Origin of the sequence: Atopococcus tabaci DSM 17538 (assembly GCF_000429585.1) — a bacterium.
GTDB lineage: Bacteria > Bacillota > Bacilli > Lactobacillales > Carnobacteriaceae_A > Atopococcus > Atopococcus tabaci.
Genome location: NZ_AUCD01000026.1, coordinates 1 through 25,820 on the forward strand (window position 1 = coordinate 1; position 25,820 = coordinate 25,820).

Annotated in this window: 26 protein-coding genes, 1 tRNA gene and 2 pseudogenes; 19 read left to right on the forward strand and 10 right to left on the reverse strand. The window is 47.6% G+C overall.

The annotated features are described in order from the left end of the window. The first annotated feature begins 351 nt into the window (after positions 1–351). The 7 genes from G470_RS0105615 to G470_RS0105645 all read left to right on the forward strand — a co-directional run bounded on the left by G470_RS0105615 (position 352) and on the right by G470_RS0105645 (position 7,312). Positions 352–2,349 (forward strand): DHH family phosphoesterase, encoded by a 1,998-nt coding sequence (locus G470_RS0105615; protein ID WP_028273980.1) that lies wholly within the window; start codon positions 352–354, stop codon positions 2,347–2,349. Positions 2,350–2,367: 18 nt separating this feature from the next. Continuing rightward, complete coding sequence (gene rplI / locus G470_RS0105620) at positions 2,368–2,823, forward strand: 50S ribosomal protein L9 (RefSeq protein WP_028273981.1); 456 nt, start codon at positions 2,368–2,370, stop codon at positions 2,821–2,823. Positions 2,824–3,155: 332 nt separating this feature from the next. Continuing rightward, a complete protein-coding gene (gene dnaB, locus G470_RS0105625; protein WP_028273982.1) occupies positions 3,156–4,538 on the forward strand; it encodes a replicative DNA helicase in 1,383 nt (460 codons plus the stop codon). A gap of 129 nt (positions 4,539–4,667) precedes the next feature. Next, a tRNA-Lys gene (locus G470_RS0105630) sits at positions 4,668–4,740 on the forward strand. A 257-nt stretch (positions 4,741–4,997) separates the two neighbouring features. Beyond that, positions 4,998–5,969, forward strand: a complete 972-nt coding sequence (locus G470_RS0105635; protein ID WP_028273983.1) for a uroporphyrinogen decarboxylase family protein — start codon at positions 4,998–5,000, stop codon at positions 5,967–5,969. A 184-nt stretch (positions 5,970–6,153) separates the two neighbouring features. Further along, the gene (locus G470_RS0105640; protein WP_028273984.1) at positions 6,154–6,408 is read left to right on the forward strand and encodes a glutaredoxin domain-containing protein; all 255 of its coding nucleotides are present in this window, start codon (positions 6,154–6,156) and stop codon (positions 6,406–6,408) included. 217 nt (positions 6,409–6,625) lie between these two features. Then, the gene (locus G470_RS0105645; RefSeq protein ID WP_028273985.1) at positions 6,626–7,312 is read left to right on the forward strand and encodes a DUF4349 domain-containing protein; all 687 of its coding nucleotides are present in this window, start codon (positions 6,626–6,628) and stop codon (positions 7,310–7,312) included. A gap of 231 nt (positions 7,313–7,543) precedes the next feature. On the opposite strand, the gene G470_RS0105650 is transcribed toward G470_RS0105645, so the two are convergent. Together G470_RS0105650 and G470_RS0105655 are read right to left on the reverse strand one after the other, a co-directional pair. Further along, positions 7,544–7,999 carry a GNAT family N-acetyltransferase gene (locus G470_RS0105650; protein ID WP_028273986.1) on the reverse strand — a complete coding sequence of 152 codons (456 nt, stop codon included), beginning with the start codon at positions 7,997–7,999 and terminating at the stop codon, positions 7,544–7,546. 76 nt (positions 8,000–8,075) lie between these two features. Next, positions 8,076–8,495: an HIT family protein gene (locus tag G470_RS0105655; protein WP_028273987.1), complete on the reverse strand. Its 420-nt coding sequence runs from the start codon at positions 8,493–8,495 to the stop codon at positions 8,076–8,078. 249 nt (positions 8,496–8,744) lie between these two features. On the opposite strand from G470_RS0105655, the pseudogene G470_RS15010 reads away from it, so the two are divergent. Next, positions 8,745–8,882: pseudogene (locus G470_RS15010) on the forward strand (DsbA family protein); the annotation flags it as partial. A 5-nt stretch (positions 8,883–8,887) separates the two neighbouring features. Beyond that, positions 8,888–9,745, forward strand: coding sequence for a glycosyl hydrolase family 65 domain-containing protein (locus G470_RS0105660; RefSeq protein WP_276202780.1), 858 nt, complete (start codon positions 8,888–8,890; stop codon positions 9,743–9,745). Between the two features lie 43 nt (positions 9,746–9,788). Here G470_RS0105660 and G470_RS0105665 read toward each other — a convergent pair whose 3' ends face one another. Beyond that, on the reverse strand, positions 9,789–10,532 hold the full coding sequence (locus G470_RS0105665) for an SDR family NAD(P)-dependent oxidoreductase (RefSeq protein WP_028273989.1): 744 nt from the start codon (positions 10,530–10,532) through the stop codon (positions 9,789–9,791). Between the two features lie 343 nt (positions 10,533–10,875). Here G470_RS0105665 and trxA point away from each other — a divergent pair, with 343 nt between their 5' ends. From trxA to G470_RS0105690, 5 genes are read left to right on the forward strand one after another with little or no spacing between them, the layout of a single operon-like run. Then, the gene (gene trxA, locus G470_RS0105670; protein WP_028273990.1) at positions 10,876–11,196 is read left to right on the forward strand and encodes a thioredoxin; all 321 of its coding nucleotides are present in this window, start codon (positions 10,876–10,878) and stop codon (positions 11,194–11,196) included. An 11-nt stretch (positions 11,197–11,207) separates the two neighbouring features. Next, positions 11,208–11,513: a rhodanese-like domain-containing protein gene (locus tag G470_RS0105675; protein WP_028273991.1), complete on the forward strand. Its 306-nt coding sequence runs from the start codon at positions 11,208–11,210 to the stop codon at positions 11,511–11,513. Continuing rightward, a complete protein-coding gene (locus G470_RS0105680) occupies positions 11,513–13,189 on the forward strand; it encodes an FAD-dependent oxidoreductase (RefSeq protein ID WP_028273992.1) in 1,677 nt (558 codons plus the stop codon). Before G470_RS0105675 ends, G470_RS0105680 begins: the two co-directional genes overlap by 1 nt. Continuing rightward, a complete protein-coding gene (locus G470_RS0105685) occupies positions 13,182–13,472 on the forward strand; it encodes a rhodanese-like domain-containing protein (protein ID WP_028273993.1) in 291 nt (96 codons plus the stop codon). Before G470_RS0105680 ends, G470_RS0105685 begins: the two co-directional genes overlap by 8 nt. Then, positions 13,469–13,735 carry a metal-sensitive transcriptional regulator gene (locus tag G470_RS0105690; RefSeq protein WP_028273994.1) on the forward strand — a complete coding sequence of 89 codons (267 nt, stop codon included), beginning with the start codon at positions 13,469–13,471 and terminating at the stop codon, positions 13,733–13,735. Before G470_RS0105685 ends, G470_RS0105690 begins: the two co-directional genes overlap by 4 nt. 67 nt (positions 13,736–13,802) lie before the next feature. On the opposite strand, the pseudogene G470_RS15110 reads toward G470_RS0105690, so the two are convergent. Both G470_RS15110 and G470_RS13845 read right to left on the reverse strand, forming a co-directional pair. Then, positions 13,803–14,338: pseudogene (locus tag G470_RS15110) on the reverse strand (MFS transporter). Next, positions 14,296–15,075, reverse strand: a complete 780-nt coding sequence (locus tag G470_RS13845) for an MFS transporter (protein WP_051258449.1) — start codon at positions 15,073–15,075, stop codon at positions 14,296–14,298. The pseudogene G470_RS15110 and the gene G470_RS13845 overlap by 43 nt, the downstream one beginning before the upstream one ends. Before the next feature lie 419 nt (positions 15,076–15,494). Between G470_RS13845 and G470_RS0105700 the strand changes: the two genes are divergently transcribed. Then, the gene (locus G470_RS0105700; RefSeq protein WP_028273995.1) at positions 15,495–16,985 is read left to right on the forward strand and encodes an FAD/NAD(P)-binding protein; all 1,491 of its coding nucleotides are present in this window, start codon (positions 15,495–15,497) and stop codon (positions 16,983–16,985) included. Positions 16,986–17,059: 74 nt separating this feature from the next. Here the strand turns inward: G470_RS0105700 and G470_RS0105705 are convergent, their stop codons facing one another. The 4 genes from G470_RS0105705 to G470_RS0105720 are packed head-to-tail and all read right to left on the reverse strand — an operon-like array spanning position 17,060 to position 20,194. Next, positions 17,060–18,277, reverse strand: coding sequence for a hypothetical protein (locus tag G470_RS0105705; RefSeq protein ID WP_028273996.1), 1,218 nt, complete (start codon positions 18,275–18,277; stop codon positions 17,060–17,062). 9 nt (positions 18,278–18,286) lie between these two features. Then, positions 18,287–19,117 (reverse strand): hypothetical protein, encoded by an 831-nt coding sequence (locus G470_RS0105710; protein WP_028273997.1) that lies wholly within the window; start codon positions 19,115–19,117, stop codon positions 18,287–18,289. Beyond that, positions 19,114–19,803 carry an ABC transporter ATP-binding protein gene (locus G470_RS0105715; protein ID WP_028273998.1) on the reverse strand — a complete coding sequence of 230 codons (690 nt, stop codon included), beginning with the start codon at positions 19,801–19,803 and terminating at the stop codon, positions 19,114–19,116. Before G470_RS0105715 ends, G470_RS0105710 begins: the two co-directional genes overlap by 4 nt. Then, positions 19,796–20,194 carry a GntR family transcriptional regulator gene (locus tag G470_RS0105720; RefSeq protein WP_028273999.1) on the reverse strand — a complete coding sequence of 133 codons (399 nt, stop codon included), beginning with the start codon at positions 20,192–20,194 and terminating at the stop codon, positions 19,796–19,798. Before G470_RS0105720 ends, G470_RS0105715 begins: the two co-directional genes overlap by 8 nt. A gap of 300 nt (positions 20,195–20,494) precedes the next feature. On the opposite strand from G470_RS0105720, the gene G470_RS12815 reads away from it, so the two are divergent. The 4 genes from G470_RS12815 (at position 20,495) to G470_RS0105740 (ending at position 25,517) form a co-directional block, all read left to right on the forward strand. Then, positions 20,495–21,883: an MATE family efflux transporter gene (locus G470_RS12815; RefSeq protein ID WP_035445171.1), complete on the forward strand. Its 1,389-nt coding sequence runs from the start codon at positions 20,495–20,497 to the stop codon at positions 21,881–21,883. Between the two features lie 280 nt (positions 21,884–22,163). After that, positions 22,164–22,925: an ABC transporter ATP-binding protein gene (locus G470_RS0105730; protein ID WP_028274000.1), complete on the forward strand. Its 762-nt coding sequence runs from the start codon at positions 22,164–22,166 to the stop codon at positions 22,923–22,925. 2 nt (positions 22,926–22,927) lie between these two features. Beyond that, positions 22,928–24,568, forward strand: a complete 1,641-nt coding sequence (locus G470_RS0105735) for a hypothetical protein (RefSeq protein ID WP_028274001.1) — start codon at positions 22,928–22,930, stop codon at positions 24,566–24,568. A 127-nt stretch (positions 24,569–24,695) separates the two neighbouring features. Further along, positions 24,696–25,517, forward strand: a complete 822-nt coding sequence (locus G470_RS0105740) for a ZIP family metal transporter (RefSeq protein WP_028274002.1) — start codon at positions 24,696–24,698, stop codon at positions 25,515–25,517. An 80-nt stretch (positions 25,518–25,597) separates the two neighbouring features. Here G470_RS0105740 and tnpA read toward each other — a convergent pair. Continuing rightward, a partial coding sequence (gene tnpA / locus G470_RS14070; RefSeq protein ID WP_028274003.1) for an IS200/IS605 family transposase occupies positions 25,598–25,820 on the reverse strand: 223 nt, incomplete at its 5' end.

Sequence of the window (25,820 nt, forward strand, 5' to 3'; positions counted from 1 at the left end):
TGGGTCATGTGAATCCTCCTATCGTTTGGTTGTGGTAACTTAATTATAGGGGTTCACTGGCCTTTTTACATTTTAAACACACAAAAGGTGCCGGTGAACCATTTGATTCACCAACACCAAATATTATAGAACCATTTATATTAGGGGCTGGGATAGACACCAGCCTCTTTTTCTTATCGCAAAAAACAGGATTGTGCGTCCATGCGGCACACAACCAACGCTTTGGGTTCCATATGTTTCACGTGAAACATGAAAGCCCCATGAGCAGAATAATGCTCCCTCAAGCTATAGAATAACCGCATAAAAAGTGGTAAAATAGCACTAATGTTGAAAGCGTTAAAAGGAGACATTATGGAAAATAAATCAGAAGAAAGACTTCCACGTTTCACAGACGATCCATCTTTCCGTTTAATGCTTACCCTTGTGGCGATTGTGCAGGCGTTGGCAGTGATTATTGGATTCCTGGCAAACATGTGGCTGGGATTCGCTTTGTTGCTGTTGTTTATCGTCACTATTTTCCTTCTACGAAAAGTAGGACAAGACATTTTTTCAAATATTAATCAATACATCATCAATTTGTCTTACCGAATCAAACGAGGAGAGCAGGAAGCATTAATTAAGATGCCAATCGGAATCATTCTGTTGAATCCAGAAGATGAAGTGGAATGGATCAATCCTTATATGCTTGCTCAGTTCAATCAAGAGGAAGACATATTAGGGAGAAACTTGTCTGAAGTGGACGAGGAGTTGTCTGAAAAACTACTGAATGATGAGGAAGAAGACTCATTCACCATACGTTGGAATGACAATATCTACCAAGTTTATAGGCAAGAGGACATCCATGCGATTTACATGCTGGACGTCACCCAGTACGCACAGATTGAAGAAAAATACGAGGAGAGCCGCCCGGTTTTGGGATACCTCTTCTTGGATAACTACGACGAACTCACGCAAGGTCTGGATGACCGCAGCGTGTCCAACTTCGATAACTTGATGGCGACGTATTTGTCCAACTGGTGCAAACAGCACAACATTTTCTACAAGCGTATTTCAGATGACCGCTACTTCCTATTAATGGATCGGAGCGAATTGGAACGGTTGGAAGCCGAACGGTTCAGCGTCATTGACGGCATTCGCGAACGCACATCGAAACGCAATCTGCCGCTGACCATCAGTATCGGGTTGTCTTATGGCGAAACTTCTTTTGATAAACTGTCGGAAGTGGCCCAAAACAACCTCGATTTGGCTTTGGGACGAGGCGGTGACCAGGCGATTGTCCGTCCATTTGACGGCGATCCGCGTTACTACGGCGGAAAAACCAATCCGATGGAAAAACGGACACGTGTCCGATCCCGGATGATCAGTCAAGCATTGGGGGATTTGATTCGCCAAAGCGAGACGGTTTTTGTCATGGGACACAAACATCCCGACTTTGATGCGCTGGGTTCTTCTTTAGGGATTCGGCGAATCGCTCAGATGAACCGGAAAGAATGCTGGGTAGTGGTTGACCCGGATGATTTGGCAACAGACGTCCGGAAACTGATGAACGAAGTTGAAAAAGACAACCAACTCAGCCGGTACATCATCACGCCTCAAGCAGCCAAGGAAATGGTCACAGAGAACAGTTTAGTGGTCTTGGTGGACCATCATAAGCCTTCGATGTCCATCGCGCCAGAACTGCTCCAGAAGACGAAAAAGAGTGTCATCATCGACCACCACCGAAGAGGCGAAGAATTTCCGGAGAATCCTATGCTGGTTTATATTGAACCGTATGCGTCATCTACTGCGGAACTCGTCACGGAAATGTTTGAATATGTTTCTGATGAAGGAGACCCGATCATTAAAATCGAAGCGACAGCTTTGCTGGGCGGGATTGTGGTGGATACCAACAACTTCTCCCTGCGTACAGGTTCTCGTACCTTCAATGCGGCAAGTTACCTACAATCCGTCGGTGCAGACAGCACGATGATTCAAAAATTGCTGAAAGAAGAACCAGAAGTGTACTTGCAACGCAGCCATCTCATCTCTACAATGGAATTCGTCCGCAGAGGGCTGGCCATTGCCTCTGGGGAAAACGACCGCATATATTCACCGGTTGTGACCGCTCAAACAGCGGACACAATGCTGTCGTTGTCCGGGGTGGAAGCAGCGTTCGTCCTTACGCGGCGTGACGAAAACACTGTGGGGATCAGTGCTCGGAGTTTAGGCAATGTCAATGTCCAGTTCATCATGGAAAAAATGGGCGGCGGAGGCCATTTATCCAATGCGGCTACTCAAATCAAAGAGCAGACCGTTGAAGAAGTGAAAGAAGAATTGGTCCGCATCCTACAAGAAGAACTGGATGAATAATTAAAGGAGGAAGATGACATGAAAGTAATTTTTCTGAAAGACGTCAAAGGAAAAGGCAAAAAAGGCGAAGTGAAAAATGTTCCGGATGGTTACGCAAACAACTTTTTGTTGAAACGCGGTCTGGCTAAAGAAGCCACTCCAGGGAACATGAAAGAGCTTGAAGCGAAAAAGAACGCGCAAAAGCGTGAAGAAGCAGAAGAGCTGGCTGAAGCCGAACGTTTGAAAGAAATTCTTGAAAAAGACGAGAATGCCATTGAAATCCATGCGAAAGCCGCAGAAGACGGCCGGTTGTTTGGTTCTGTAACGACCAAACAAATCGCAGAAACCGCCAAGAAACAGCTTGGTGTAGAGCTGGACAAACGCAAAATTGACATGAAAACCCCAATGCGTTCACTGGGAACGCAGAAAATGGATGTCAAATTACACCGAGATGTGACGGCTGAATTGACCGTCCGTGTGTTGGCTGATAACTAACAACCGATTCCCCCGAAAGTCACGCGATTGCATCTGACTTTCGGGGGTCTTTTTTTGACTTTGGAAAGTGGCCAGAAGAAAACAACCGTCCACATGTGCACAACTTTTTTCTGCGTCTTCCATATAAATGTGGATAAAATGAAAGTGAAAAAGTTATGCACATGTGGATAAAATGAATACCGAACGGCCTACCCGTGAACAAAAAATCACAATTATCCGTAAACGAACGTGCGTTCTCTTTGTGGAGTGTACTTTTGTCAAAAAATAAAGTAAAATAACGAATAGAGAATTTGAACTAGATATTGGTTTGGTGTAAGGAGAGGAAGAGAGATTTGGCAGTCGAAGCATTTCAAGATCGTTTACCACCGCAAAATATAGAAGCAGAGCAAGCGGTCCTGGGTTCGGTTTTCTTGAACCCTGATACGCTCGTGGCTGCGATGGAATTCATAGAACCGAGAGATTTTTATCGAAGAAGTCACCAGTTGATTTTCCAAGCGATGGTGGAGTTGAATGAACGCAACGAAGCGATTGACGTGGTCACCATCACCAATACGCTTGAAAACAAACACCAATTGGAAGACGTTGGGGGAATGCCGTACTTGGCTGATTTGGCTGTATCCGTCCCAACGGCAGCCAATATGGAGTACTATGCCAAAATTGTCGAAGAAAAAGCGATATTACGCCGGTTGATTCATGCCGCCACCGACATTGCTGCAAAGGGCTACGAAGAAGCAGATGACGTGCCGTTCATCTTGGATGAAGCGGAACGGAGTATTCTGGAAGTATCCGAAAAGCGAAACCGAGCAGGATTCACACCGATATCCGAAGTGTTGAACCGCTCCATCGCTCAAATCGACCAATTGTATCAAAACGATGAAGAAATTACGGGATTGTCGACCGGATACAAAGCGTTGGATGAAATCACTGCGGGACTTCACCCTGATGAGTTGATCATCCTGGCTGCCCGTCCGGGGGTAGGGAAGACGGCCTTTGCGTTGAATGTCTGTCAAAACATCGGGACAAAAACCGATGAATCGGTAGCCATTTTCAGCCTGGAGATGAGTGCCGAACAGTTGGTCAACCGGATGTTGTGTGCGGAAGGAAGCATCCACGCCTCCAACCTGCGGACCGGTTCGTTGACAGAAGAGGAATGGCAAAGTCTGATAGTGGCGATGGGCAGCTTGTCCCGTGCCAACATCTATATTGACGACACGCCGGGTATCCGGACCGCTGAGATTCGTGCCAAATGCCGCCGTTTGAAACAAGAACGGGGCAGCATAGGGTTGATCGTCATCGACTACCTGCAGCTTATCGAAGGAAGCGGCCGCGAAAGCCGCCAGCAGGAAGTATCGGAAATTTCCCGTCAATTGAAAAAATTGGCAAAAGAATTGTCTTGTCCGGTGATTGCGTTGTCTCAGTTGTCTCGTAGTGTGGAACAACGTCAAGACAAGCGCCCGATTTTGAGTGATTTGCGGGAATCCGGTTCGATCGAGCAGGATGCGGACATCGTCGGGTTCTTGTACCGTGAAGACTACTATCGGAAAGAAGAAGGCGAAGAAGAAGAGGAAGTTGCGGATGACAACGTGGTGGAAGTCATCATCGAGAAAAACCGGAGTGGTGCGCGGGGAACGGTCAAGTTGTTGTTCATCAAAGAATACAACAAGTTTTCCTCCCTCGCGTATTATCCGGAAGAACAGATTCCACCAGGTGCATAACAGAAAAGACAAGGCGGCCGGTTGCGGCCGCTTTTTTTGTTGGATCAGCTAAAGTGAGTCTGGAAAGGCTAAGTGCATATTCTTGCGGAGGAAAAATCCTGGTGCTATACTGTATAATACAAATAACAAGGGTTATTAGCTCAGTTGGCAGAGCAGCTGACTCTTAATCAGCGGGTCGGGGGTTCGAGCCCCTCATAACCCATTGCGTTCCGGCATGTGCAGGTCTCAAAACGGTGAAAAGGTTTCTTCCCGTTTTGAGGCTTTTTTTGTCGGTATTTCCTGCCTGTTATGCCGGTAATTTTAAAATTGTTTCACGTGGAACAATGGTGGCTAAAAAACTACTTATTTTACGTAAGTATTGACAGTGTTCTGACGTTTCTGATATATTTTATTCGATATAGTATGGTACAATGGTTTAATGCGAGCAATTGTTTGTTTTAATGGTGGAATCGTCTGCGCATGACGCATGCAGGGCGATTTTTTTGTCACATGTATCCAATTTCTTTTTGGACGCATGTCCCGGAAAAAGACCGGAATCCTGAACAAATTGCAGAAGAAACATACGCGTTATTCAAAAAATATGATTTGGATTTCATCAAAACGATGAACAACGGCATGTATGCGGTGGAAGACTATGGTTGTCGCATTGATTTCTCTGAAGTGGCTGCCGGTGGCGTGGCCAAAGTAGTGGAAACACCGATCCAGTCGTATGAGGACTGGGCGGATGTTCCGGAAATGTCCATCGAAGAAGGAGCACTGGCTCATGAATTGAAACATTTGGAGTTGGTCCTTCAAAAAATCGATGAGGAAGCGCCGGTCATCATGACGGTGTTCAGCCCCTTGACGACAGCCGACAAGTTGAGTCAAGGAAAGTTGAAAGAACATCTTGCCATCGATGAAGCAAGTTATGTGCATCAAGCACTGAAAAATATCGCGGCCACCACAGCTGCTCTTTCCGCCAAAGCGATTGAAATGGGCGCAGCCGGCGTTTACTTTGCTTCGCAAATGAGTTCTTATGAGAAACTCTCGGAAGAGGCATACCGGACGTACGGGGTGCCGTACGACCTGCAGGTGTTGGAAGGCGCAGAAAAAGGCTGGTTCAATGCCTTGCATGCGCACGGAAACGACAGTATGTTCAGCTTATTGAAAGACTATCCAGTGGACGTGTTCAACTGGCACGTATGGGAAACCCTGCCGGAATTGAAAGAAGGCATGGCTTACACCCAAAAATGCGTGATGGGCGGCATTGCGCGCATGGATGTGACTCATGACCGCCGCAACCAGCTTCGTCATCAAATTTACCGCAGCATCACAGAAACAAAAGGCAAACACCTGATTTTGACTCCAGGATGCGGCATCCGCCACCCGTTTTCGAAAGAAACGATTCGGTTTTTGCAGCAGGTGAAAAAAGAAACGGAAGCTTTGTTGTAAGCGAGGAAACACCAGTGCTGACAGGGAAAGAACCTGTCAGCACTTTTTTGGTTTAAAATTGTTTGACCGGAAGAGGGGAACAGCACAACATTTTGTGCTATAATAGATGAGACGTTACCACATATGGACAAATCAAAGGCGACTTTTATAATGAACAGGGGATTCTAAAGGAGAGGAATCTGAGATGGAAAAAATCGTTGTGTATACTAAACCGGGCTGTGTGCGCTGTTATTACACGAAGAAATATATGGACGTGATGGGCATTTCGTATAAAGAAAAAGACATCTTGGCTTCTGATGCCGCATGGGAAGAAGTAAAAAACATGGGCTTTCAATCCGTCCCAGTTATAAAAGGGGAGCAGCATGCGCCGTTTGCTGGTTTCCAGCCGGATCGCATCGATCAATTGGCAACTCCCAATCAATACTCTCAAAGTTATTGAGCAAGACGTGTACATACCGACCGGCCGGGGATGCCGGTGACACGGCCATACAAACCAATACGAAAGACTCTGCCAATCCAGGTAGAGTTTTTTTATATGCTTCAATCAATTTAAATGGAAATGTCGGATCAATTTGCCGTATCGCTTTCAAACCGGAAAGATGATACGATAAAAACGAATAGGTGGCACAACTACACAAGGGAAAGTGGGAACGGGAATGAAAAAAAGGACCGTCGTTTTCATGTTGATGTGTTTACTGTTGTTGGGCGCTTGTACGCGGGAAGGAACCATGCAGACCGAGGATATGGCCGTTCCTGGAGGCTACTCCGAAAACCGGGAACAGGGTACAGGAGAAACGGTCACCGACGTTTCGGAAGAAGAGAACTTGATCGGAGAAAAAGTAGTTCAAACAGTGGAGGTTGCCTACGAGACATTGGATTTTTCCGGGATGACCACACAAGTCACGGAACTCGTAGAAAAGCATGAAGCGTATGTGGAGCACTCCTACGAGACCAGTTACACGCCTTCCGGGAACTTCACTCCAGGGGACACCAACCGACAGTACCGCCAAATTAGTTACACTTTCCGGGTGCCGACGGATGCATTGGACGCATTTTTGGAAGATTTGGAAGGAACAGAAGCGGTCAAAACCAGTGAACGCATCGGTACCGAAGACGTTACCCAAGATTACCGCGACACGGAAACGCGCATCCGTGTGTTACAGACCAAAGAAGAACGATTGAACACCCTATTGGAACAAGCCGAGACGGTCGAAGAAATCTTGTTGATTGAAGACCAATTGTCCGATGTCATCGCGGAAAGGACCTCTCTTTCTGGCAGCGGGCGAAAGAAGCTTTCGTCGATTCTGTGTTTGCTTTTTATTACTGGATTCAAGACGCGCTGATTTGGCTGGTTTATGCGGTTCCGTTCCTGCTAATCATCGGATTGGTTGTGTGACTGGCGATTTTCCTTAAACGAAGATACAACCGTCCTTCAGAGAGAAAAAATCTGTTCAAAAAGAAGAAAACTGACGAGAATCAAAGCGATAGAAAGTAAGCAAGCAAAAAGACCGGAAATATTTCCGGTCTTTTTGCTTTACCAAATCAACTTTGAACAAATACAGTCTACGACCAAATTATTTCACCAAACTAGAATGATTTGGTCGCAAGCGTTTCTCCAGCGTCACACAGAGAGCACCGTCTTCGTAATACGGTTCTGAAACTTTCACGTACCCTAGTTTTTCATAAAAAGGAGCGGCGGTCATTTCACCGTGAATCACTGAAGTGGTGCACTGTTCTTTTTTTGCCACAGCTTCCATTTCCTCTACAATTCTCTTTCCAAGTCCTCTTCCGCGGTGGGAAGGAAGGACTGCGATGCGCCCCGGCCGAATGGTGTCGGCGTCTATTTTTAAGTAGCGTCCGGTCGCGACGGGTTTGTTTTCATCGTAGAGAACGAGATAGAGGGTATCGTCACGATCAAAGGCATCGAATTCTTCTTCCAATGCAATGCCCCGCTCCAACACAAACACTTCCATCCGTACATAAAAAGCCGCTGCCTGATTCCATTTTTCCGTACTGCTGACCAGTTTCATCGCTGCCGCCTCCTTCAAAATTCGGTATACACTAAGAAGCCGCTCAACTAGTGAAGCGCCTCTTGGTGCTGTTGGATTAAAGATTGGTCCGGATTTGTTCGGCCAACGTCTCGTATTCTTCGTCAGTGAGGAATGTTTCTTGAAGATTCATGGCGAACGGCGTGCCCCATTCCACTTTGTCTTTGTATTTTGGAACTAGGTGGAAGTGCCGGTGACGGCCGGTGTCGCCATATGCGCCATAGTTGATTTTGTCAGGTTGGAACGTTTTGTGCAAAGCTTTTGCGACTTTGTCGACATCAGAGAAGTAGCCGTTGCGTTCTTCGTCGCTCAAATCGACCAGTTCGCTGACGTGCTTGTTGGATGCCACGATGACGCGTCCTTTGTGGCTCTGTTCTTTGAACACATAAACCTTGCTGTAATCGAGTTCCACGCAGGGATAACCGAAGTCTGCGAGCAATTCGCCTTCTACGCAGTATAGGCAATTTGGATCTTTCATATTCACTGCCTCCTAAAATTGACGTTCGGTTCATTATAACATAGGATTTTGCGCTGCCGATTGAGAGTTGCTTAAAGTAGTTTTATAGATGCCAAACGCTGGTTTATTTTGCTTTCAGATTGATGCCCCTCAAAAAAATTCCATCGTTGCATTCCCAACTCAAAACCTCTAGTATAAATCATAAAAACAACTTACTTTTTACAAGAAGAGGTGGATGGATTGAACATTGAAGTATGATCTGATTTTGTATGCCCATTTTGTTATATTGGCAAACGCGTGCTGGAACAGGCAATCGAGAAATTCGAGCACAAAGACGAAGTAGAAGTGACATTCAAGAGTTATGAATTGGATCCGAGCACGAAGAGCGATGCGTCGGTTTCCTTCTAGGAAGAATTGGCACAGAAAACAGGGAAGAGGAAAAATGGGGAATCAAGAACGTCATCGGTCCGGATGAATACACCGAATTTGTCGACAACAATGCCTACACCAACTACACGGCTTATTACAATGTGCAGTCCGCGTTGCAGTTTATCGACGAAGACGACTCGCTGCGTTTTGAGGCCGAAGCATTTTTGGACCGGCTGTACCTGCCGTCTCCAAACAGGGAGGGGATTCTTCCCCAAGACGACACGTTTTTGACTTTGCCGGAATTGGATATCCGCCGCTACAAAGAATCAGCCGGCAAACAGTTGATTTTGACAGAGTTTTCCCGCGAAGAAGTCAACGAACGGCAAGTGTTGAAACAGGCAGATGTGGTGATGCTGCTGTATGTGCTGCCGGAGTTGTTTGATGCGGAAACGGCCAAGAAAAATTTGGACTACTATGAAGCCCGGACCATCCACGATTCTTCTTTAAGCAAATGCATCCACAGCATTGTCTGCCTGCGAAACGGCGAAAGGGAAAAAGGCGAACAGTTCTTTGAAGAAGAACTGGACATTGATTTCGACAGCGCTCCAACGACTTCACTGGATGGTGTCCATGCGGGAGCCTTAGGCGGCATGTGGCTGATGGTTGTTGCAGGATTTGCTGGTATCACGGAAAAGAACGGGGTATTGTCTTTCCGTCCGTTGTTGCCAAGTTTTTGGGAAGAATGCTTCTTTCCGTATGTCTATAGAGGGCGCCGGCTCCACATCACTATCCAACAAAATGAACTGACGGGACAAAAAGTGTCGGGGGAAGAGTTGGATATTCAAATCGGTCAGGAGAAAATCTGCTTGAAAGCACAAGTGACCCGGAAAATAACAACATAAAAAAGGCTGAGACAAACGTCCCAGCCTAATTTTTTATGTTTATTTATTGAGCGGTGTAGCCGCCTTCGACCGGAATCGTGATGCCGGTTACGAATTCGTTCTCTACCGCAAAGACCACGGCATGGGCGATTTCTTCTGGTTGTCCCAAGCGGCCAATTGGGTGTTTGGCAACCAATCCATCGTAGTATTCACCCAATGCTTCTTTGTTGACCATACCTGTTTCTACGTACCCCGGAGCGATGGCGGTGACGCGGATGTTGTCCTTCGCGTAGCGCAACGCCATGGATTGGGTCATCAATCGTACCGCGCCCTTAGAAGCATTGTAGGCGAACGCAGTAGGTTCTCCAACTAAGCTGAGGATGGAGCTCATGTTGATGATGACACCGCCTCCGGTTTTCAGCATTTGCTGAACCGCATATTTCGAACCATAGAATACTCCGTCTTGGTTGATGGAGATGACGCGTTTGTATTCTTCATCGGAGGTCTCGTGCATGTCACCTTGTGCACCGACACCGGCGTTGTTGACGATGACATCGATGCGTCCAAACTGATCTACGGTTTTTTCGATCAACTCTTTCACTTCTTGTTCCTTGGACACATCTGTTTTGATGAACAGCACGTCGTGACCTTTTTCTTTCAGCTCATTCGTCCGTGCTTCCCCTTTTTCACTGTCGTAATCGGAAAGAACCACTTTGGCGCCTTTTTCCGCAAATGCTACCGCCGTTGCCAGCCCGATTCCTGAAGCTGCCCCTGTGACCACCGTAACTTTATCTTTCAACTGAAACATGATGTTCGCTCCTTTTATGTTTGTTTTTAGAAACAGAGACGGACCTCTCCGCCTGTGTTTCCACCCATCAGAAAAACATACTTAAATACTGTTGCGACAATTTCCATGTAAAGTATTTCACAACTCTATTGTAACCGTTTCCTTTGCTGAGTACAAACTTTTTTAGTGTTTTTTAATCAATTTAAATCAGAAAATTCAGATAAGGGAAATCGTCTCGTTTCAGGCGGGAATTCTTCGTTGTACTTTTAAAAAATAAGTTTCCCTTCTTGACACGAGATACCCTATGGGGTATACTAGGTACAACGATTAAAAAACACCTATTTTTGAAAGGATGACTTTATACATGACAGTACAAGTAACCGATGCAACACTAATGAACGAGGTAAAAGACGGTTTGACGTTGGTTGATTTTTGGGCGCCATGGTGTGGACCTTGCCGGATGATCGCTCCAATCTTGGAACAACTGGACGAAGAAATGGGCGAAGAAGTTAAAATCGCTAAATTGAACATCGATGAAAACGAAGCGACGGCGGCTGAGTTCGGTATCCAAAGCATTCCAACGATGATTTTATTCAAAGACGGTCAACCGATGGAAAAAATTATCGGTGCCCATCCAAAAGAAGTATTGAAAGACTACCTCGAGAAAAAAATCGCAGAAAAATAAGGAGAGTGTGCATGTTCTTTTCAAGAACCCCTTCCATTTCAACAAAAGAGTTGGAAAACAAGTTAAATGAAAAACCGTTGATCCTGGATGTGCGCACACCCGAAGAATTCAAAGGCGGCCACATCCCGGGAGCGAAAAATGTCCCCCTGCACAAAATTAATCGTTACGAACCGAAACACAAGGCGTATGTGATTTGTGCAAGCGGCATGCGCAGCAAGCGAGCAGCAAAACAGTTGAAGGCGAACGGTTATGACGTCGTAAACGTTAAAGGCGGCATGCGTGCTTGGACCGGACCAAAAAGAGGAGGAAAACTATAGTGAAAGTAGTGATTGTCGGAGGAGTGGCAGGCGGTATGTCTGCTGCTACCCGTCTCAGAAGACTGGATGAATCAGCAGAAATTGTCATTTTGGAAAAAGGACCCTATGTCTCCTTTGCCAACTGCGGCTTGCCCTATTATGTGGGCGGAGAAATCACGGACCGCAGCAAACTGATGGTGCAGACGCCGGAAGCTCTGAACGCACGCTTTAACCTGGACGTCCGCGTCAACAGTGAAGCTTTGTCAATCGATCCTGAAGCAAAAACGGTCACAGTGAAAAGCGAAGACGGCACATACCCTCTTGAGTATGACAAATTGATCCTCTCGCCGGGAGCCAAACCGTTTGTTCCGCCGACGGAAGGGTTGGAAGAAGCGACGAACGTCTTCACGCTGCGGAATGTTCCGGATGTGGACGCCATCACGGAGTACATCGAACAAAACCGACCGGAAAAAGCCACCGTCATCGGGGCCGGATTCATCGGATTGGAAATGGCAGAGAACCTGCATCACCGTGGACTCGATGTGACGGTGGTGGAAATGGCGCCGCATGTACTGCCGCCGTTCGACGAAGAAATGGCTGCTTATATCACCAAAGAGTTGGAAGAAAAAGGTGTGAAACTGTACACCGGCGTGGCTGCGGAATCCTTTGAAGAAGAAGGCCATGTGGTGGTTCTGCAAAATGGCGAGCGGTTGGAAAGTGATCTGACGTTGATGTCAGTGGGTGTGCGTCCGGAGTCCAAGCTGGCTGAGACAGCCGGAATCGAAACCGGGATGCGTGGCGGCATTTTGGTGGACGAATACTATGAAACAAGCGAATCCGACATTTATGCCATCGGGGATGCCATCATCGTGAAACAGCAGTTGACGGGAGAAGACACCATGATTGCCTTGGCGTCTCCAGCAAACCGTCAAGGTCGACAAGTGGCGGATGTCATTGCCGGTCATGAGAGAAAAAACAAAGGCAGCATCGGTACGGCCATTGTACGCGTATTTGATTTAGTGGGGGCTTCCACCGGATTGAACGAACGCCAGTTGCAACAAGCCGGAAAAGAATACAAAGCCGTCCATATCCAAAGCAAACACCACGCGGGGTATTATCCTGGAGCTGAAACCATTGTATTGAAACTGTTGTTCCACCCGGAAACCGGAGACATTTACGGTGCCCAGGCGGTCGGTAAAGAAGGCGTCGACAAACGGATCGATGTAATTGCCACAGCCATAAAAGGCGGCTTGGCTGTCCATGATTTGCCTGAATTGGAATTGACGTATGCACCGCCGTTCGGTTCGGCCAAAGACCCGGTCAATATGGCCGGATACGCAGCCATCAACATCGTAGAAGGTTTCAGCGATACCGCACAATGGTATGAAGTGGAAGAGCTGCAGGAAAACGGGTGGACACTGCTGGATGTCCGTGGCGAAGAAGAAATTGCCAACAACGGCGAGATGCCGGGTGCGGTCAATATCCCATTGAATGACTTGCGTGGGCGCTTGGATGAATTGGATAAACATCAATCCTATCTCGTCAGTTGCCACAGCGGACAACGAAGCTACATCGCTGAACGAATCATGAAGCAAAATGGATTCACTGTGAAAAACTTGGACGGTGCATTCGCATTGTATTCGACCGTCAAACCTGAAAACATACACAAGAAAAAGGATGAGATAAAAAATGTTTAATTCCATTTCCATGCCTGAATTTGACGAACTGTACCGCAAAAATAAAGACATTCACATTATCGACGTCCGAGAAGACGACGAGTTTGCAAGCGGCCATATCCCAGGAGCAACATCCGTTCCGTTAAGCCAGTTCCCGACGGAATTGGATAAAGACAAGTCGTATTATGTCATCTGCCACAGCGGCGGGCGCTCTTCCTTGGCTTGCCAGCAGCTGGCTCAAAACGGCTATGACGTCACCAATGTCATGGGTGGGATGTCTGCCTGGAGAGGGGAAACGGAATGAGCTCGCTGTATAACAAAAAGGTGATCAACCGGTTGAAACGATCGGAAGGTCAAATCCGCGGGGTCTTGAAAATGATGGAAGAAGAAAAAGACTGCAAAGACGTTGTCACCCAGTTGACGGCCATCAGCTCCAGCATCAACCGGGCGATTGGGTTGATCGTTGCGGAAAATTTGGCGCAGTGTGTGAGTGACAGAGAAGCTGATGGAGAAAGTGCAGAACAGTCCATCCAAGAAGCGATTGATCTGATTGTAAAAACCCGTTAATAAAAAGTACGCACACAAAAAAGGCAGGGGGCTAATGCAGCCTCCTGCCTTTAATTGTGCATGTCTTTTATTGATTTAGAATTTCTTGGTTCTTCTCTACTTGTTTTTTTCCAAGCGGGTACAAGAACAACAACGTCAAACCAGCAAGCAAGTAAGCAATGCCGGGAACCAACGTGGCAAGGCTGTAGATGCCTTCCTGCACGTCCGGGTTTTGGACGACTGGCTGGGCACCGACGGATTCTTGGTAACCAATCCAAGTCAGTGAGGAACCTGCGATAAGGCCGGCCAATGCCTGACCTACCTTACGGATGAAAGAATACACTGCGTAGATGGTGCCGTCTTTTCGTTCGTTTTGATTTGGTAGTCAACGATGACATCGGTTACATAAGAATACGTAGCCATCATGTAGTACCCCATGCTCAAGCTGCTCACCAAAACCAATCCTACGTAGATAAGCGGATTGCGGATCTGCAGGAAATATGCCAGCACATAAAGTGAACCGGCTACGATCAACGAAACAGAACCCGCTTCTTTTTTTCCGAATTTTTGTGTGATTTTCCCTACAAAAGGAGCAACGAAGATCCCGCTGAAGGAAAAGGCCAACCCGGCATAGGCAGGTAAGTGGTGTCTTGGAAATAATCCAGGAACAAATACTGCAACAACTGACTAAATGCGATGGCACCCAGCAACAGGAACATCGTGGACAACATCAGGTCTAAGAATCCTTTGTCTTTGAACAACCCTTTCAATTCACTGAAGAAAACAGAAAAACTGAATTTTTCTGTCGCGTCCGGCAAGTCCACCCGTTCTTCCACCATGAGGTAGCAGATGAAATAACAAAGTGCGGCTCCGGCGCCTAAAATGATGGACAACCAGAAGAAGTTCGCCGGAATGACCTGGCCGCTTTGTGTATAGACGACAGCTGGCACGACAAAACTGATGATGACAGCCGTCAGGGAAGAACCGATTGCACGGAAAGTCGACAATTTCGCACGGCCGGTCGGATCCGAAGTGATGACGGACGCCAGAGAACCGTAAGGAATGTTGATGGCTGTGTAGCAAATGCTTCTCCGTAATAAGTACGAGATAAATATATAAATGATTTTAGCGGTCAGCGGCCAGTCCATAATGAAGATGTTGTACATCATAAGGCTGGCGACACCGACTGGTATGGCGATTCGTTTCAACCAAGGTTTGAATTTTCCGTTCGCCGTTGTCTTCGAGTTATCGGCAATGGCACCCATGCCGACGTCCGTGAAGGCGACCATCAAACGGACGACCCCGAACAACACACCTATGATAGCAGGGCTGACGCCCAACACATTTGAATAAAAAACCATGAAATAAGTACAGGCAAATCCGAAAGTTAAACCGTTTCAATATTTCCAATCTTGTAACCAATTTGATCGCGCAAACCAAAGGGCCTGCTTTTTCACACGTTAACGTTTACATTTTGTCCCACGAATAATCCTCCTAAAATATAGTGCAAATAGCTGTTTGTTTTACAATATGGATTCCGGAATAAAGATACTGGCCAAGCAGCTCCTCCTTAAAGTGAAAAATGAATTAGTGTATCAGTTTATGAAACGTGTTATTAAGGTTAACATAGCGGTTTCGGCAAACGCTGTCAATGAATTTTGTTGAGATGGTTTTTTGCTGTTCAAAAAGATTTCTAATTTTTGTTCAAATTAACGAGATATGCTGCGGTTTCTCGTGGTAAGATGGGAGTAAGAATGAATATTACATAGCAGGTGACAAAATGAAAACAGCGATTATCGGTGGAGGAGTGGCTGGTTCAACCCTATTGAAAGGATTGTTGGAACACCATGCCCTTAAACCAGAAGACCACATCACAGTTTTTGAACCCCGCCCAGTTTTAGGAGCCGGCATGCCGTATGCACCGGATGATGTCACGTTGATGTTGAATTCGTCTCCGGACACATTGAGCGCAGATCGGACGGACCCCTTGCATTTTGAACGGTGGCTTGCGGAACACCGCCCAAAAGCTGAGAACTTTGAAGGCTTGATCCCCCGGGCGGTTTACGGGGAGTACTTGAACGAATATTTCAAGCCGTATTACAACCACCCGCAGGTCACGGTCCTGCACGAACACGCAGACAACGTGAAGGTCATGGAGACAATAGAGGACGGCCCGCTTTTGTACAAACTGTCCACACAGGAAAGTGGATGGGGGGACACGGTATACGACGCCCTCTTTTTTGCGGTAGGGCATGCGCCGTACAAAGACCCGTATCAACTGGACGGTTGCGCCCGGTACATCGGGAATCCGTACCCTGTAAGCGAACAGCTGAGCCGGATCGATTCAGAAGCACGAGTCGGCATCATCGGCAGCGGCGCCACCGGGATTGATTTGATGCGGACTCTGATGCAGAGAGAGACATCGAACCACCCGGTGACGTTTTACGTGAAAGAAAAGGCATTTCATATGGTGCATATCCCGCTTGAACAGAAAGAGATGACGTTCAGCTTTTCAGCGGACTGGATTCAGCGTCAGCTGGAAAACCACGGCGGCCGGATTCCGTTGCGGAACATCGTGGACCAAATACAGGCGGACTTTGAAACGGAACACATCGATGGATGGGCAGTGTATGAGAAATACAGAGCCCAGACACTAGAAAATTACGCCGAAGCCATCGATAAATGGGACCAAGAATTGGCGTACGTGCAACGCTATATTCAGTGGATGATTCCCTATATGGCGCATCTGTACAACTTGTTGCCAGAAACGGATAAACTCCACTACGAACAGACATATGAGGCGGCCTTGCAGTTTTTCAAATCGATGGTGCCGGTGAAAACCGTCCAGTGGATGTTTGACTTGTTGAAGGAAGGACACCTGCGTATCGTGACGGGTTTGACGGAAGTCCTCCCCAAACAAGGCGGCACCTCCTTCCAAGTGAAGGCCGAGAAGACGGAAGAGGTGGACTGGTTGATCAATGCCACCGGATTTGAAAAAACGCTGACCCGTGGGATGCAGGAGCAGCCGTTGATCCGGAATCTGTACCACCAAGGGTTGATTCTTCCAGCGAAAAACGGGCGGGACATCTTGGTTGATTGGCCGCAGACGCGGATGGTAAGCGAACGGTTTGGGACCATGGACAACGCCTTTTTCCTGGGTAACTGGATTTACTCCACACACTACGCCAACAACAGCGCAGAAAACATCATGGACCACGCCCGTAGTTTGGCAGAATGGTTTATGGAAAAGCGGAGCAGAGTGGAAGCGTAACGGAGAACCGCTGCAACTTATATAAAAAAAGAGAGACCTTCAAATAAATACGAAGGTCTCTCTTTTTGTGAAATTCAATCCGTTTGGTTTTCGAAAACTTTTACATCCATATACAGTTCATACATTCCTTGAGGTTCATTTTCCAAGGCCACTTCGCCCGCATACATCCGTTCTTCTGTATTCAAATCATATACCAACAAATAGGCTTCATTTTCAGAAGTTTTCAATGTATTGAACACATACAAACGGTTGCGGACATCGACTGCGATGGAATACCCGTTGCCATAAGGTTCAGCGTACTCACCGGCATCCAATGTCCATGCGTCTGTGAAGGTGCCGGAGGCCATATCGTAAAGATGGATTTCAATGGTTTCATCCTCCAGCGTATAGAAATACAAATGGTTTTCGTAGAGCATTACATTCGAGTCGGCAGGGATGGTTTCTTCCGGTACAAAGGTCGAGACCGAGTGTGTTTCAAAGTCATACACAAACACTTCCTGCGCGGGTTCTTCCGTTTCTGGTTCACCGGAGTAGCCTTCTGCTTCATTGATGTAAAACGGAACGAAGCGGCGGTTGTAGGAGAGGGTCGCATCAGGATAAAACGTCACGTACAGATTCGGAGAATCCGCCACACCCGCCAAAGAGATGAGTGAACGTGAGACAGACAATTCTTCTGTCTGCAAATCGAATGTATACACGACGAGGTCATCTTGAAGCGCATCGTAGTGCTGCGCTGGCTGTTGGTTCACCAAGAAATGGAGGGTGTCTTCGCCGATGTAAGAATCGATAATGGTGAAACGGCCCCGGGGATCGTCCACCGGCACCTCCAATGTCCATTCCGTCGTTTCTCCGGTTTCTTTGTTCAACAGTTCCGCAAATATTTTCCGCCCGCCGTCTGTATCAAAATAGGGCGCTTCCGCATAGAGCACGTGGTCCTCAGATTCGGTGAAGTAGTCGATATAGAGACTTTTCCCGCGGATAAAGGAAGGATAGTCTTCCTGGTATTCCACTAATTTGTCGTGCCAATGGTGTTTTTTGTCCAACCGTTCCAAAAAAGAAAAGTCTTCTTTTGTCCGGGTTTCTCCTGCATGATACGCCAATTCCTCATAAAGCCCTCCATGAGACAAATCCGCGTCAATGGTGAGCGGTTCGATGTCTTTCAAGTTGCCTTCTTTTGTGTGAAGAACCACTTGAGGCGATTGCGAGGCAGAGACTGCCTGCAGCCCGTAAAAGCCGCCAAATCCAAGCAAAATCACGCCAGCCAGTGTCAGTATTTTCCAATGTCGTTTCATGTCGTCCTCCTATACGGTAATTTTCCGGCGCAGCAAGTGCGAACTGAAGAAAAGGGAACCTGCGGCAATCAGCAATCCTAAACCGGTCATCATTAAAAAGAGTTCACTGTCATAGAACCAGCCACGGGTAAAGAGCTGGACGAATAACGGGCTGATAAAGAAAAGGGAAACCGCCCCGCCGTACAACCCAGCCATCACGATTCCTGCCCCGCGGTAACTTCTTTCCAATAAGATGCAGGTGAACAGCACAATCAAAAATAAGAGCCCCAGGCCGTAATAAATTACAAATTGGAGAGGCGATTCGGGCGCAAGAACGGGTAAGAGCGTATTTTTCTGCACGATTTCCCACAGGTTCATATCCAAGAAAAATTCAGAAGGAACCAGTGAGTCCATCAACACATTTCCCGCCCACAAAAGGCCCAACTGCAGCACAACCAAGGCGAGGACAGCCAAAAAGATGACCGTCAGTTTGGACAGGAACAGCTGGATGCGCGGCACCGGCAGCATGAGCAGGCGGTACGCGAACGTGGTGCGTCCGTACCACTCGCGGTACCAGATAAAGAAACTGTAAAACAGCAACGCAGCGATGCAGAGGGCAATAGGGCCCATGACCCATAGCGTATCCCCGAACTTCGCCATCGACATCGGACCAAACTGGCTGATGTAGGCGTTCGGGGTGAGCTGGTTTTCATAGATGATGTTGTTTGCCCTAGACACGTATGCCCGTGATTCGTAAATGATGCCGATCACGTTAGATGCAAGGGTGATGCCGATCAAAACGGCAAAAAACTTTTTGAAGCGTTCATACTCAAAAGACAGTAAACGAAGAAATGTTTTCATGGCTGGTATACCTCCCTCAGTACGTCGATGACGGATTTCCCTTCCTGTTCCCGGGCATCTTCCGAACGGAAATCTTTGTAGACATTCCCGTCTTCCAATAAGATCACCCGGTCGATTAAATGTTCGATGTCGCTGATTTCGTGTGTGGTGATCAACACCCCGCGGTCTTCCACCAAATGAGTGGTGAACACGTCGGCAATCTGTTCGCGGCTGAAGAGGTCGATTCCCGAAAACGGTTCGTCCATCAGCAAGTAATCGACATCCAAAGCCAGGCCCATCAACAAGTTGACTTTCGCCGCATTCCCTTTCGACAAATCGGCGATTTTATCTTCCGGTTTGAGCCGGAAAAATTTCAACAACTCTCCTGCCCGGGCGTTGTTCCACACGTTGTAGTAATCCTTCATGAAGTCCATCGCCTCTTGGATCGACATGTGCGGCAGCATGATGGTCGCATCAGGGATGAACGTGATGCGGTTGTATTCTTGAGGAGTGATGGGGTTTCCATCCAATAAAATTTCGCCTTTATTGATCGGTGTCAGGTTCATGATGGCGTTCATCATGGTGGTTTTTCCAGCCCCATTCAACCCGATCAAGCAGGTGATTTCGCCTTTTTGGACGTTGAATGAAATGTCGTTCAACACTTTTTTGCGGCCGAACCGCTTGGTCACATGTTTAATCTCAATCATGGTGTTCCTCCTTCAACGGTTGGTTTTCCGAATGGGTCATCTTCTCTTGAATCATGCCCATCACTTCTTCCAAGGGGATGTCGATGGGGCGGATGCTTTCCACAAAATCCGTCACGGCTTGGTCGATCCATTCTCTTCTGACGGCTTTCAAGATGCTTTGGTCTTCGGTGATGCGGCTGGGAGAATTTCCGTCTGTGAAAATCAATTTTTCTGCCTCCATTTCTTTGTAAGCCCGTTGTACGGTGTTGGGGTTGATTTTGTATTGGGAAGCCAATTCCCGTCTGGAAGGGACTTGCTGCCCCGGCTGCAACACGCCGGCTGCGATTTTTTCTTTGAAATCCTGGATTACTTGGACATAAATCGGATCGCGTTTATTAAAAACAATGGGCATTCTTTCAACTCCTTTGATTAGTGTATTAATAGGTTAATACACTAAGGGTAAAAAATATAACGAGCTTCTTTGTCCGTCGAGTGTATTATACGGTTAATACACATAGGCGTCAACAAAATTTTTTCAAAAGAAGATAGAGCTTGGGGTGAAAATTTGCTATACTGGCTTAAATTGAATCAAATAGAAGCTGAGGTCCTGCCACCGAGTAGGGCTTCATAGAGAGCGCTTGAAGCCGCACCGGCAGGTCGTAGAAGGTGTGGGATTCAAGTGTTTTCTTTTTTTGTGAGGAGGATATAAAAGATGCAGGAAATGAGTGTAGATAAAAACCTGTTTAAGAAATTTGGAAAGTATGTGTCCTTGAATATGCTGGGAATGTTGGGCGTTTCTTGTTACATCTTGGCGGATACCTTTTTTATCGCCAACGGAGTGGGGGCGGAAGGGATAGCCGCCTTGAACTTGGTGATTCCGGTCATTCAAATCCTGAATGGACTGGGGCTGATGATTGGAATGGGCGCGGCCACCCGGTTTTCATTGACGAGAGCAGTCGAGCCAAAGGAAGTCGTCAATGCCCGCGCAACGGTGGCGTTTGCTCTTTCCGTGCTGCTATCTCTGGTCTTCGTGGCAATCGGCCTGTTTTTCGCCCGGCCGTTGAGTAGTTTTTTAGGGGCGGAAGGGGACATTTTGGATTTGGCGGAGAGTTATATGCGGATCATCACCTTGTTTGCGCCCTTTTTTATGCTGAATTTCTTTATCCAATGTTTTGTCCGTAACGATCGCGATCCGGGACTGGCGATGCGCGGCATGGTCATCGGCAGCCTCAGCAACATCGTGTTGGACTACATTTTCATTTATCCATTTGGATGGGGCATGGAAGGAGCCGCCATTGCGACGGTGATTTCGCCTATTGTCAGTCTTGCGGTGATGAGCCTGCACTTTACGAGCGGGAAAAACCAATTTGCTTTCGTGAACTGGACGCAGCTGCGTCAGAAGCTTTCGAGTTCCCGTATCCGTGAAGAAATGGGAACGGTGATGACATTGGGGCTGCCGACCTTCTTTTCCGAGTTGTCCCTCGGCATCATCGTGTTGGTGTTCAATTACCTTTTGTTGTCGGTGTCAGGAACCGTCGCCGTTTCTGCGTACGCCATCATCACCAACTTGTCGATTGTGGTCACCGCCCTTTTCAATGGACTGGCGCAGGGTGCCCAACCGCTAATCAGTTTTGCATACGGGGAGGGCGGGCTGGAAGAGTCCGGCGAACCAAGAGACGTCCGCCGGCTGTTCCGTTACGGCATCGTCAGTTCGTTGGGGATGGCGGTTGTGATGTACACCGGGATAGTTGTGTTCCGTGAACCAATTGCCGCGCTGTTCAACAATGAAAACAATGCCGAGTTGACACGCATCGCGGTACAGGGGTTGGTTCTGTATTTTGCGGCCTATCCGTTCATCGGACTCAACATTTTCATCTCCAACAGCTTGTCGGCAATCAACAAACCGGTTCAAGCGTTCGTCATCACACTGCTGCGTGGAATCCTGTTGGTGGTTCCCGTCACGTTGGTGCTTGCGCATTACTTTGGCATGACCGGAATCTGGCTGTCCGCTCCCGTATTTGAAGCCTTGACCGCTGTAGTGGCGGTGGCATTTTGGAAAAACCGCCACTCTAGGAGAAATGTTCTTGTTAAACGGGGATAAAGACCAAATAATCAGAGGTCGGAAGAACGATTTGGTCCATTTTTTCATGAAGTGACTAAATCGATTAGAACGGCTGCTTTTATTTGGACCACTCATGCAGATTTAGCCCAAATCGCAAAATTATGTAAACCCGATTTGGTCATTCACCGCGTTGACGCTTCAAAACTCTATCTCGAATGAAAAATAAGACCGGGAAACTTCTCCCAGTCTTATTTTTTTCTTTTTCCAAGGTGTGGTATTCTGAGCATAAGAAACGGGTATATAAAAAGGGGAGTACATAATGATTGAATTCAGGAATGTATCAAAAAATTACGGGCAGACGCAAGCCTTGAAAAACGTCTCGTTGACCATCAAGCGCGGAGAAATCTTCGGATTGATCGGACACAACGGGGCGGGAAAATCCACCGCCATCAAATCACTGGTGAGCATCCATAACCCATCGGAAGGGGAAATTTGGGTGGACGGCGAGAAGCTGGACGAGAACCGTTTGGCCATCAAACAAAAAATCGGGTATGTGCCAGATTCTCCGGATATGTTCCTGCAGTTGACCGCTACAGAATATTGGAACCTGATGGCCACAGCGTATGACATTCCGACAGACCGTTACCACGAGCAACTGTCTGCACTGTTGAAACTGTTTGACATGACCGACAACCAGCACGGACTCATCCGTTCGTTTTCACATGGGATGCGGCAGAAAACCTTCATCATCGGCGCGCTCTTGTCCAACCCGGACATTTGGATTTTGGACGAACCGATGACCGGATTGGATCCGCAGGCTTCGTATGATTTGAAAGAGATGATGAAACAGCATGCCGCTGAAGGCAACATCGTCCTGTTCTCGACACACGTTCTCGGCGTGGCCCAAGAAATCTGCAACCACATCGCCATTTTGAAAAAAGGGGAAATTCTTTACGATGGAACCATCGAAGACCTCCAAACGCAAAATGAAAACCAATCGTTGGAAACCATCTATTTGAAAATGGCCGGCCGGCAGCTTGAATCCGAAGCGTCTGTAGTTGAAGCAGAAGGGCGGGAGTAAACATGCGGCTGAAACAAGTGACAGAGTTGATCAAAGTCAACATGGTCTACGCCAACCCGCAGATGATCGAGGCCAAACGCAACAAAGAAGCCAAAAAAGGCACTCCTTCATCCAGTCCGGCGTACATGTCTTTGGTGTGGCAGAATCTTTTGATGCTGGGATTGTTTCTCTTTTTGTTCGGCATGTTGTTCCGAAACATCAACCTCTCCCAATATCCCGGCATGTTCACTACGTCGACCGGAATGTTTGTGTTGATGGCGCTGCTTCAAGGATTTTACATCGTCTATAATTTGTTTTACGAATCCAGGGATTTGGTTCATTACCTTCCGCTGCCATTCAAGGAAGGTGAAATTTTCACCGCCAAACTGGTGGTCTTGTTGTTCATGATGCTTCCTTATATGCTGCCGATTTGGATGTTGTTTTTCTTCCTGGGATTCAGCTCAGGAAAAGCCATCCTGCTTTTGATTCCCGGTTCATTTTTGTTGTTTGTGCTGCTCACACTGGTTGTCTTTGCTTTCGCCATTGTGCTGGTGCACTTCATCACCAAGCTGCCGGTGTTCCATAAAAACAAGCAAGTCGTGACGACGGGGTTGTACGCCTTGTCCAGTTTTGGAATGATTGTGGTGATTTTCTTCATGTCCAATATGGAACCGGACGAAATGGAGATGACCGGACAAGCACTGCCGGATGTGCAGGTGCTACCGTTTGTTGATGTGTTTTACGACATGCTCGTCACTCCCGCCGATTTGAATGCCTGGCTGGGACTGGCGGGATGGGCGGCGCTGCTTGCGGTGCTGGCTCTTGTCGTCGTGAAATGGGTGATCCCGACGTTCTACCAGGAAGACACATCTGGCACCACCGAGGCGGCACAGTCTGGAAAAGCGGTCACTTCACAGAAGAAAACGGCGACCGAAACAAAATCGGTGAATCAAACGTTGTTGAAATACCATTTGGGGCTCATCCAAGACGGTACGTTGATCATGCAGTTTCTCAGTGCAAAGGTCCTGCTGCCGGTCATTGCGATTGGCCCGAACCTGGTGAACGGCGTCAATCTGGAAAACACGCCGATGAAATTATGGCCGGTCTTTTTCTTCGCCGGATTTGTCTATACCTTTTTGACCTTGAACGCCATCTCGATTGTAGGTGTCATCATTTCGCTGGAGAGGGAAAACTTTCTTTACATCAAATCCCTGCCTTTTTCCCTCAGTCGTTATTTGAGATTCAAGTTTGTGTTTGCGTTTGTCATCGAATGGATCATACCGGCGGCACTGGCCTTGTTTTTCATCCTGTTCGCACGCGTTCCGCTGGTGTTGGGCGTGCTCTTCATGCTCGGACTGACGTTGGGAACGTTGACGGTCAGCCACTTTTACTTTGTGCGTGATTACCGGATGCTCCATTTGGACTGGCAAAATTTGACCGAATTGTTCAACCGGGGCGGGGGGACGTTTCTCCAAGCCTTGATCATCTTCGGATCGGTCTTTGGCGGGGTGTTAGCCGTTGTCTTGGTGACGATGGTGCTCCTTTTCTCGCCGCCTGTTTGGCAACAAGTGGTTGGGACAGCGGTGGTGGTGCTGCCGTTGCTCCTGTCCATTGGCTTGCTGGTTAAATACAAAAAAACATTTTGGCCGCAGTTCGAAAATTAAGCAAACAGCTTCTCCAATCGCGGAGGAGCTGTTTTTGCGTTTCTATCATTTGTAAACAAATAAATGGTCCTCTATACTAAGAAGCAAAGAGAACTCGAATAAAGCAACTGGAAAGAAGAGATACACGATGTGGGATTGGTTTATCGACTTGAGTCCAACGATCCAAACGTTGCTGGCAACACTGTTCACATGGGGTATGACGGCGCTTGGAGCGGCGTTGGTCTTTACCGCCAAACGCATCAACCAACGCGTGATGGACGGCATGCTGGCTTTTGCAGGCGGGGTCATGATTGCGGCCAGTTTCTGGTCATTATTGTCGCCGGCGATCGAGATGGCGGAAAATGGACCGGTTCCTCCGTGGGTGCCGACTGCGGTCGGATTTATGTCCGGAGGGATTTTTCTTTGGGGTGTCGACAAAGTGCTGCCGCACGTGCACCCCGGCCTTACCCCAAAGGGCCTAAAAGGGGAAGGACGCAATCCGGAAAGTTACCGGCGCAGCACACTGCTGGTTCTGGCCATCACGCTGCACAACATTCCGGAAGGATTCGCGGTAGGGGTGGCATTCGGGTTCTACGCCCAATCAGGGGAACTCTCCCAACTGGCCGGCGCCGTATCCTTGGCCATCGGGATGGGGCTGCAGAATTTTCCGGAAGGGACGTCGGTTTCGATGCCGTTGCGACGAGAAGGCATGAGTCGCGGAAGGGCCTTTTGGTACGGGCAGTTGTCGGGCTTGGTGGAACCCATCGCCGGCCTGCTCGGTTTGTGGCTGGTATCCATCATCCAACCTCTGTTGCCGTACGCCTTGGCGTTTGCGGCCGGTGCGATGATTTTTGTCACAGCGGAAGAAGTTATTCCCGGATCCCAGGAAAATGGGAACAGAGACTTGGCCGCGATGTGCCTGATGGTTGGCTTTACCGTGATGATGATATTGGACGTGGCGCTTGGATAAGTAAGAGTCCTGAAAAGGGCTCTTTTTTATAGATGTATGGGCGTAAAACCCCTATGCCTTTAGGCTAGGGGATATAAGCCCTAATGACCTTGTTCTTGAATATATTTTTGGATAATCTCTTTGCTTACATTTCCAATACTACAAGAAAAATATCCATCACTCCAAAAGGTTCTTTCTTTCCAAAAATATTGAGAAAGATATTCGTTATGCTTTTGCCATATTCGATAGGTTGTAAGTTGCTTCAATAATCTAACGATTTCAAGAATACTCCATTTCGGAGAATAACGAATCAAAATATGAATA

Coding starts and splice junctions, on each gene's coding strand:
- G470_RS0105615 (WP_028273980.1), top strand. CDS start 352: ATGGAAAATAAATCAGAAGAAAGACTTCCACGTTTCACAGACGATCCA.
- rplI (WP_028273981.1), top strand. CDS start 2,368: ATGAAAGTAATTTTTCTGAAAGACGTCAAAGGAAAAGGCAAAAAAGGC.
- G470_RS0105635 (WP_028273983.1), top strand. CDS start 4,998: ATGACGCATGCAGGGCGATTTTTTTGTCACATGTATCCAATTTCTTTT.
- G470_RS0105640 (WP_028273984.1), top strand. CDS start 6,154: ATGGAAAAAATCGTTGTGTATACTAAACCGGGCTGTGTGCGCTGTTAT.
- G470_RS0105645 (WP_028273985.1), top strand. CDS start 6,626: ATGAAAAAAAGGACCGTCGTTTTCATGTTGATGTGTTTACTGTTGTTG.
- G470_RS0105650 (WP_028273986.1), bottom strand. CDS start 7,999: ATGAAACTGGTCAGCAGTACGGAAAAATGGAATCAGGCAGCGGCTTTT.
- G470_RS0105655 (WP_028273987.1), bottom strand. CDS start 8,495: ATGAAAGATCCAAATTGCCTATACTGCGTAGAAGGCGAATTGCTCGCA.
- G470_RS0105665 (WP_028273989.1), bottom strand. CDS start 10,532: ATGTTTCAGTTGAAAGATAAAGTTACGGTGGTCACAGGGGCAGCTTCA.
- trxA (WP_028273990.1), top strand. CDS start 10,876: ATGACAGTACAAGTAACCGATGCAACACTAATGAACGAGGTAAAAGAC.
- G470_RS0105675 (WP_028273991.1), top strand. CDS start 11,208: ATGTTCTTTTCAAGAACCCCTTCCATTTCAACAAAAGAGTTGGAAAAC.
- G470_RS0105685 (WP_028273993.1), top strand. CDS start 13,182: ATGTTTAATTCCATTTCCATGCCTGAATTTGACGAACTGTACCGCAAA.
- G470_RS0105690 (WP_028273994.1), top strand. CDS start 13,469: ATGAGCTCGCTGTATAACAAAAAGGTGATCAACCGGTTGAAACGATCG.
- G470_RS13845 (WP_051258449.1), bottom strand. CDS start 15,075: ATGGTTTTTTATTCAAATGTGTTGGGCGTCAGCCCTGCTATCATAGGT.
- G470_RS0105700 (WP_028273995.1), top strand. CDS start 15,495: ATGAAAACAGCGATTATCGGTGGAGGAGTGGCTGGTTCAACCCTATTG.
- G470_RS0105705 (WP_028273996.1), bottom strand. CDS start 18,277: ATGAAACGACATTGGAAAATACTGACACTGGCTGGCGTGATTTTGCTT.
- G470_RS0105710 (WP_028273997.1), bottom strand. CDS start 19,117: ATGAAAACATTTCTTCGTTTACTGTCTTTTGAGTATGAACGCTTCAAA.
- G470_RS0105715 (WP_028273998.1), bottom strand. CDS start 19,803: ATGATTGAGATTAAACATGTGACCAAGCGGTTCGGCCGCAAAAAAGTG.
- G470_RS0105720 (WP_028273999.1), bottom strand. CDS start 20,194: ATGCCCATTGTTTTTAATAAACGCGATCCGATTTATGTCCAAGTAATC.
- G470_RS12815 (WP_035445171.1), top strand. CDS start 20,495: ATGCAGGAAATGAGTGTAGATAAAAACCTGTTTAAGAAATTTGGAAAG.
- G470_RS0105730 (WP_028274000.1), top strand. CDS start 22,164: ATGATTGAATTCAGGAATGTATCAAAAAATTACGGGCAGACGCAAGCC.
- G470_RS0105735 (WP_028274001.1), top strand. CDS start 22,928: ATGCGGCTGAAACAAGTGACAGAGTTGATCAAAGTCAACATGGTCTAC.
- G470_RS0105740 (WP_028274002.1), top strand. CDS start 24,696: ATGTGGGATTGGTTTATCGACTTGAGTCCAACGATCCAAACGTTGCTG.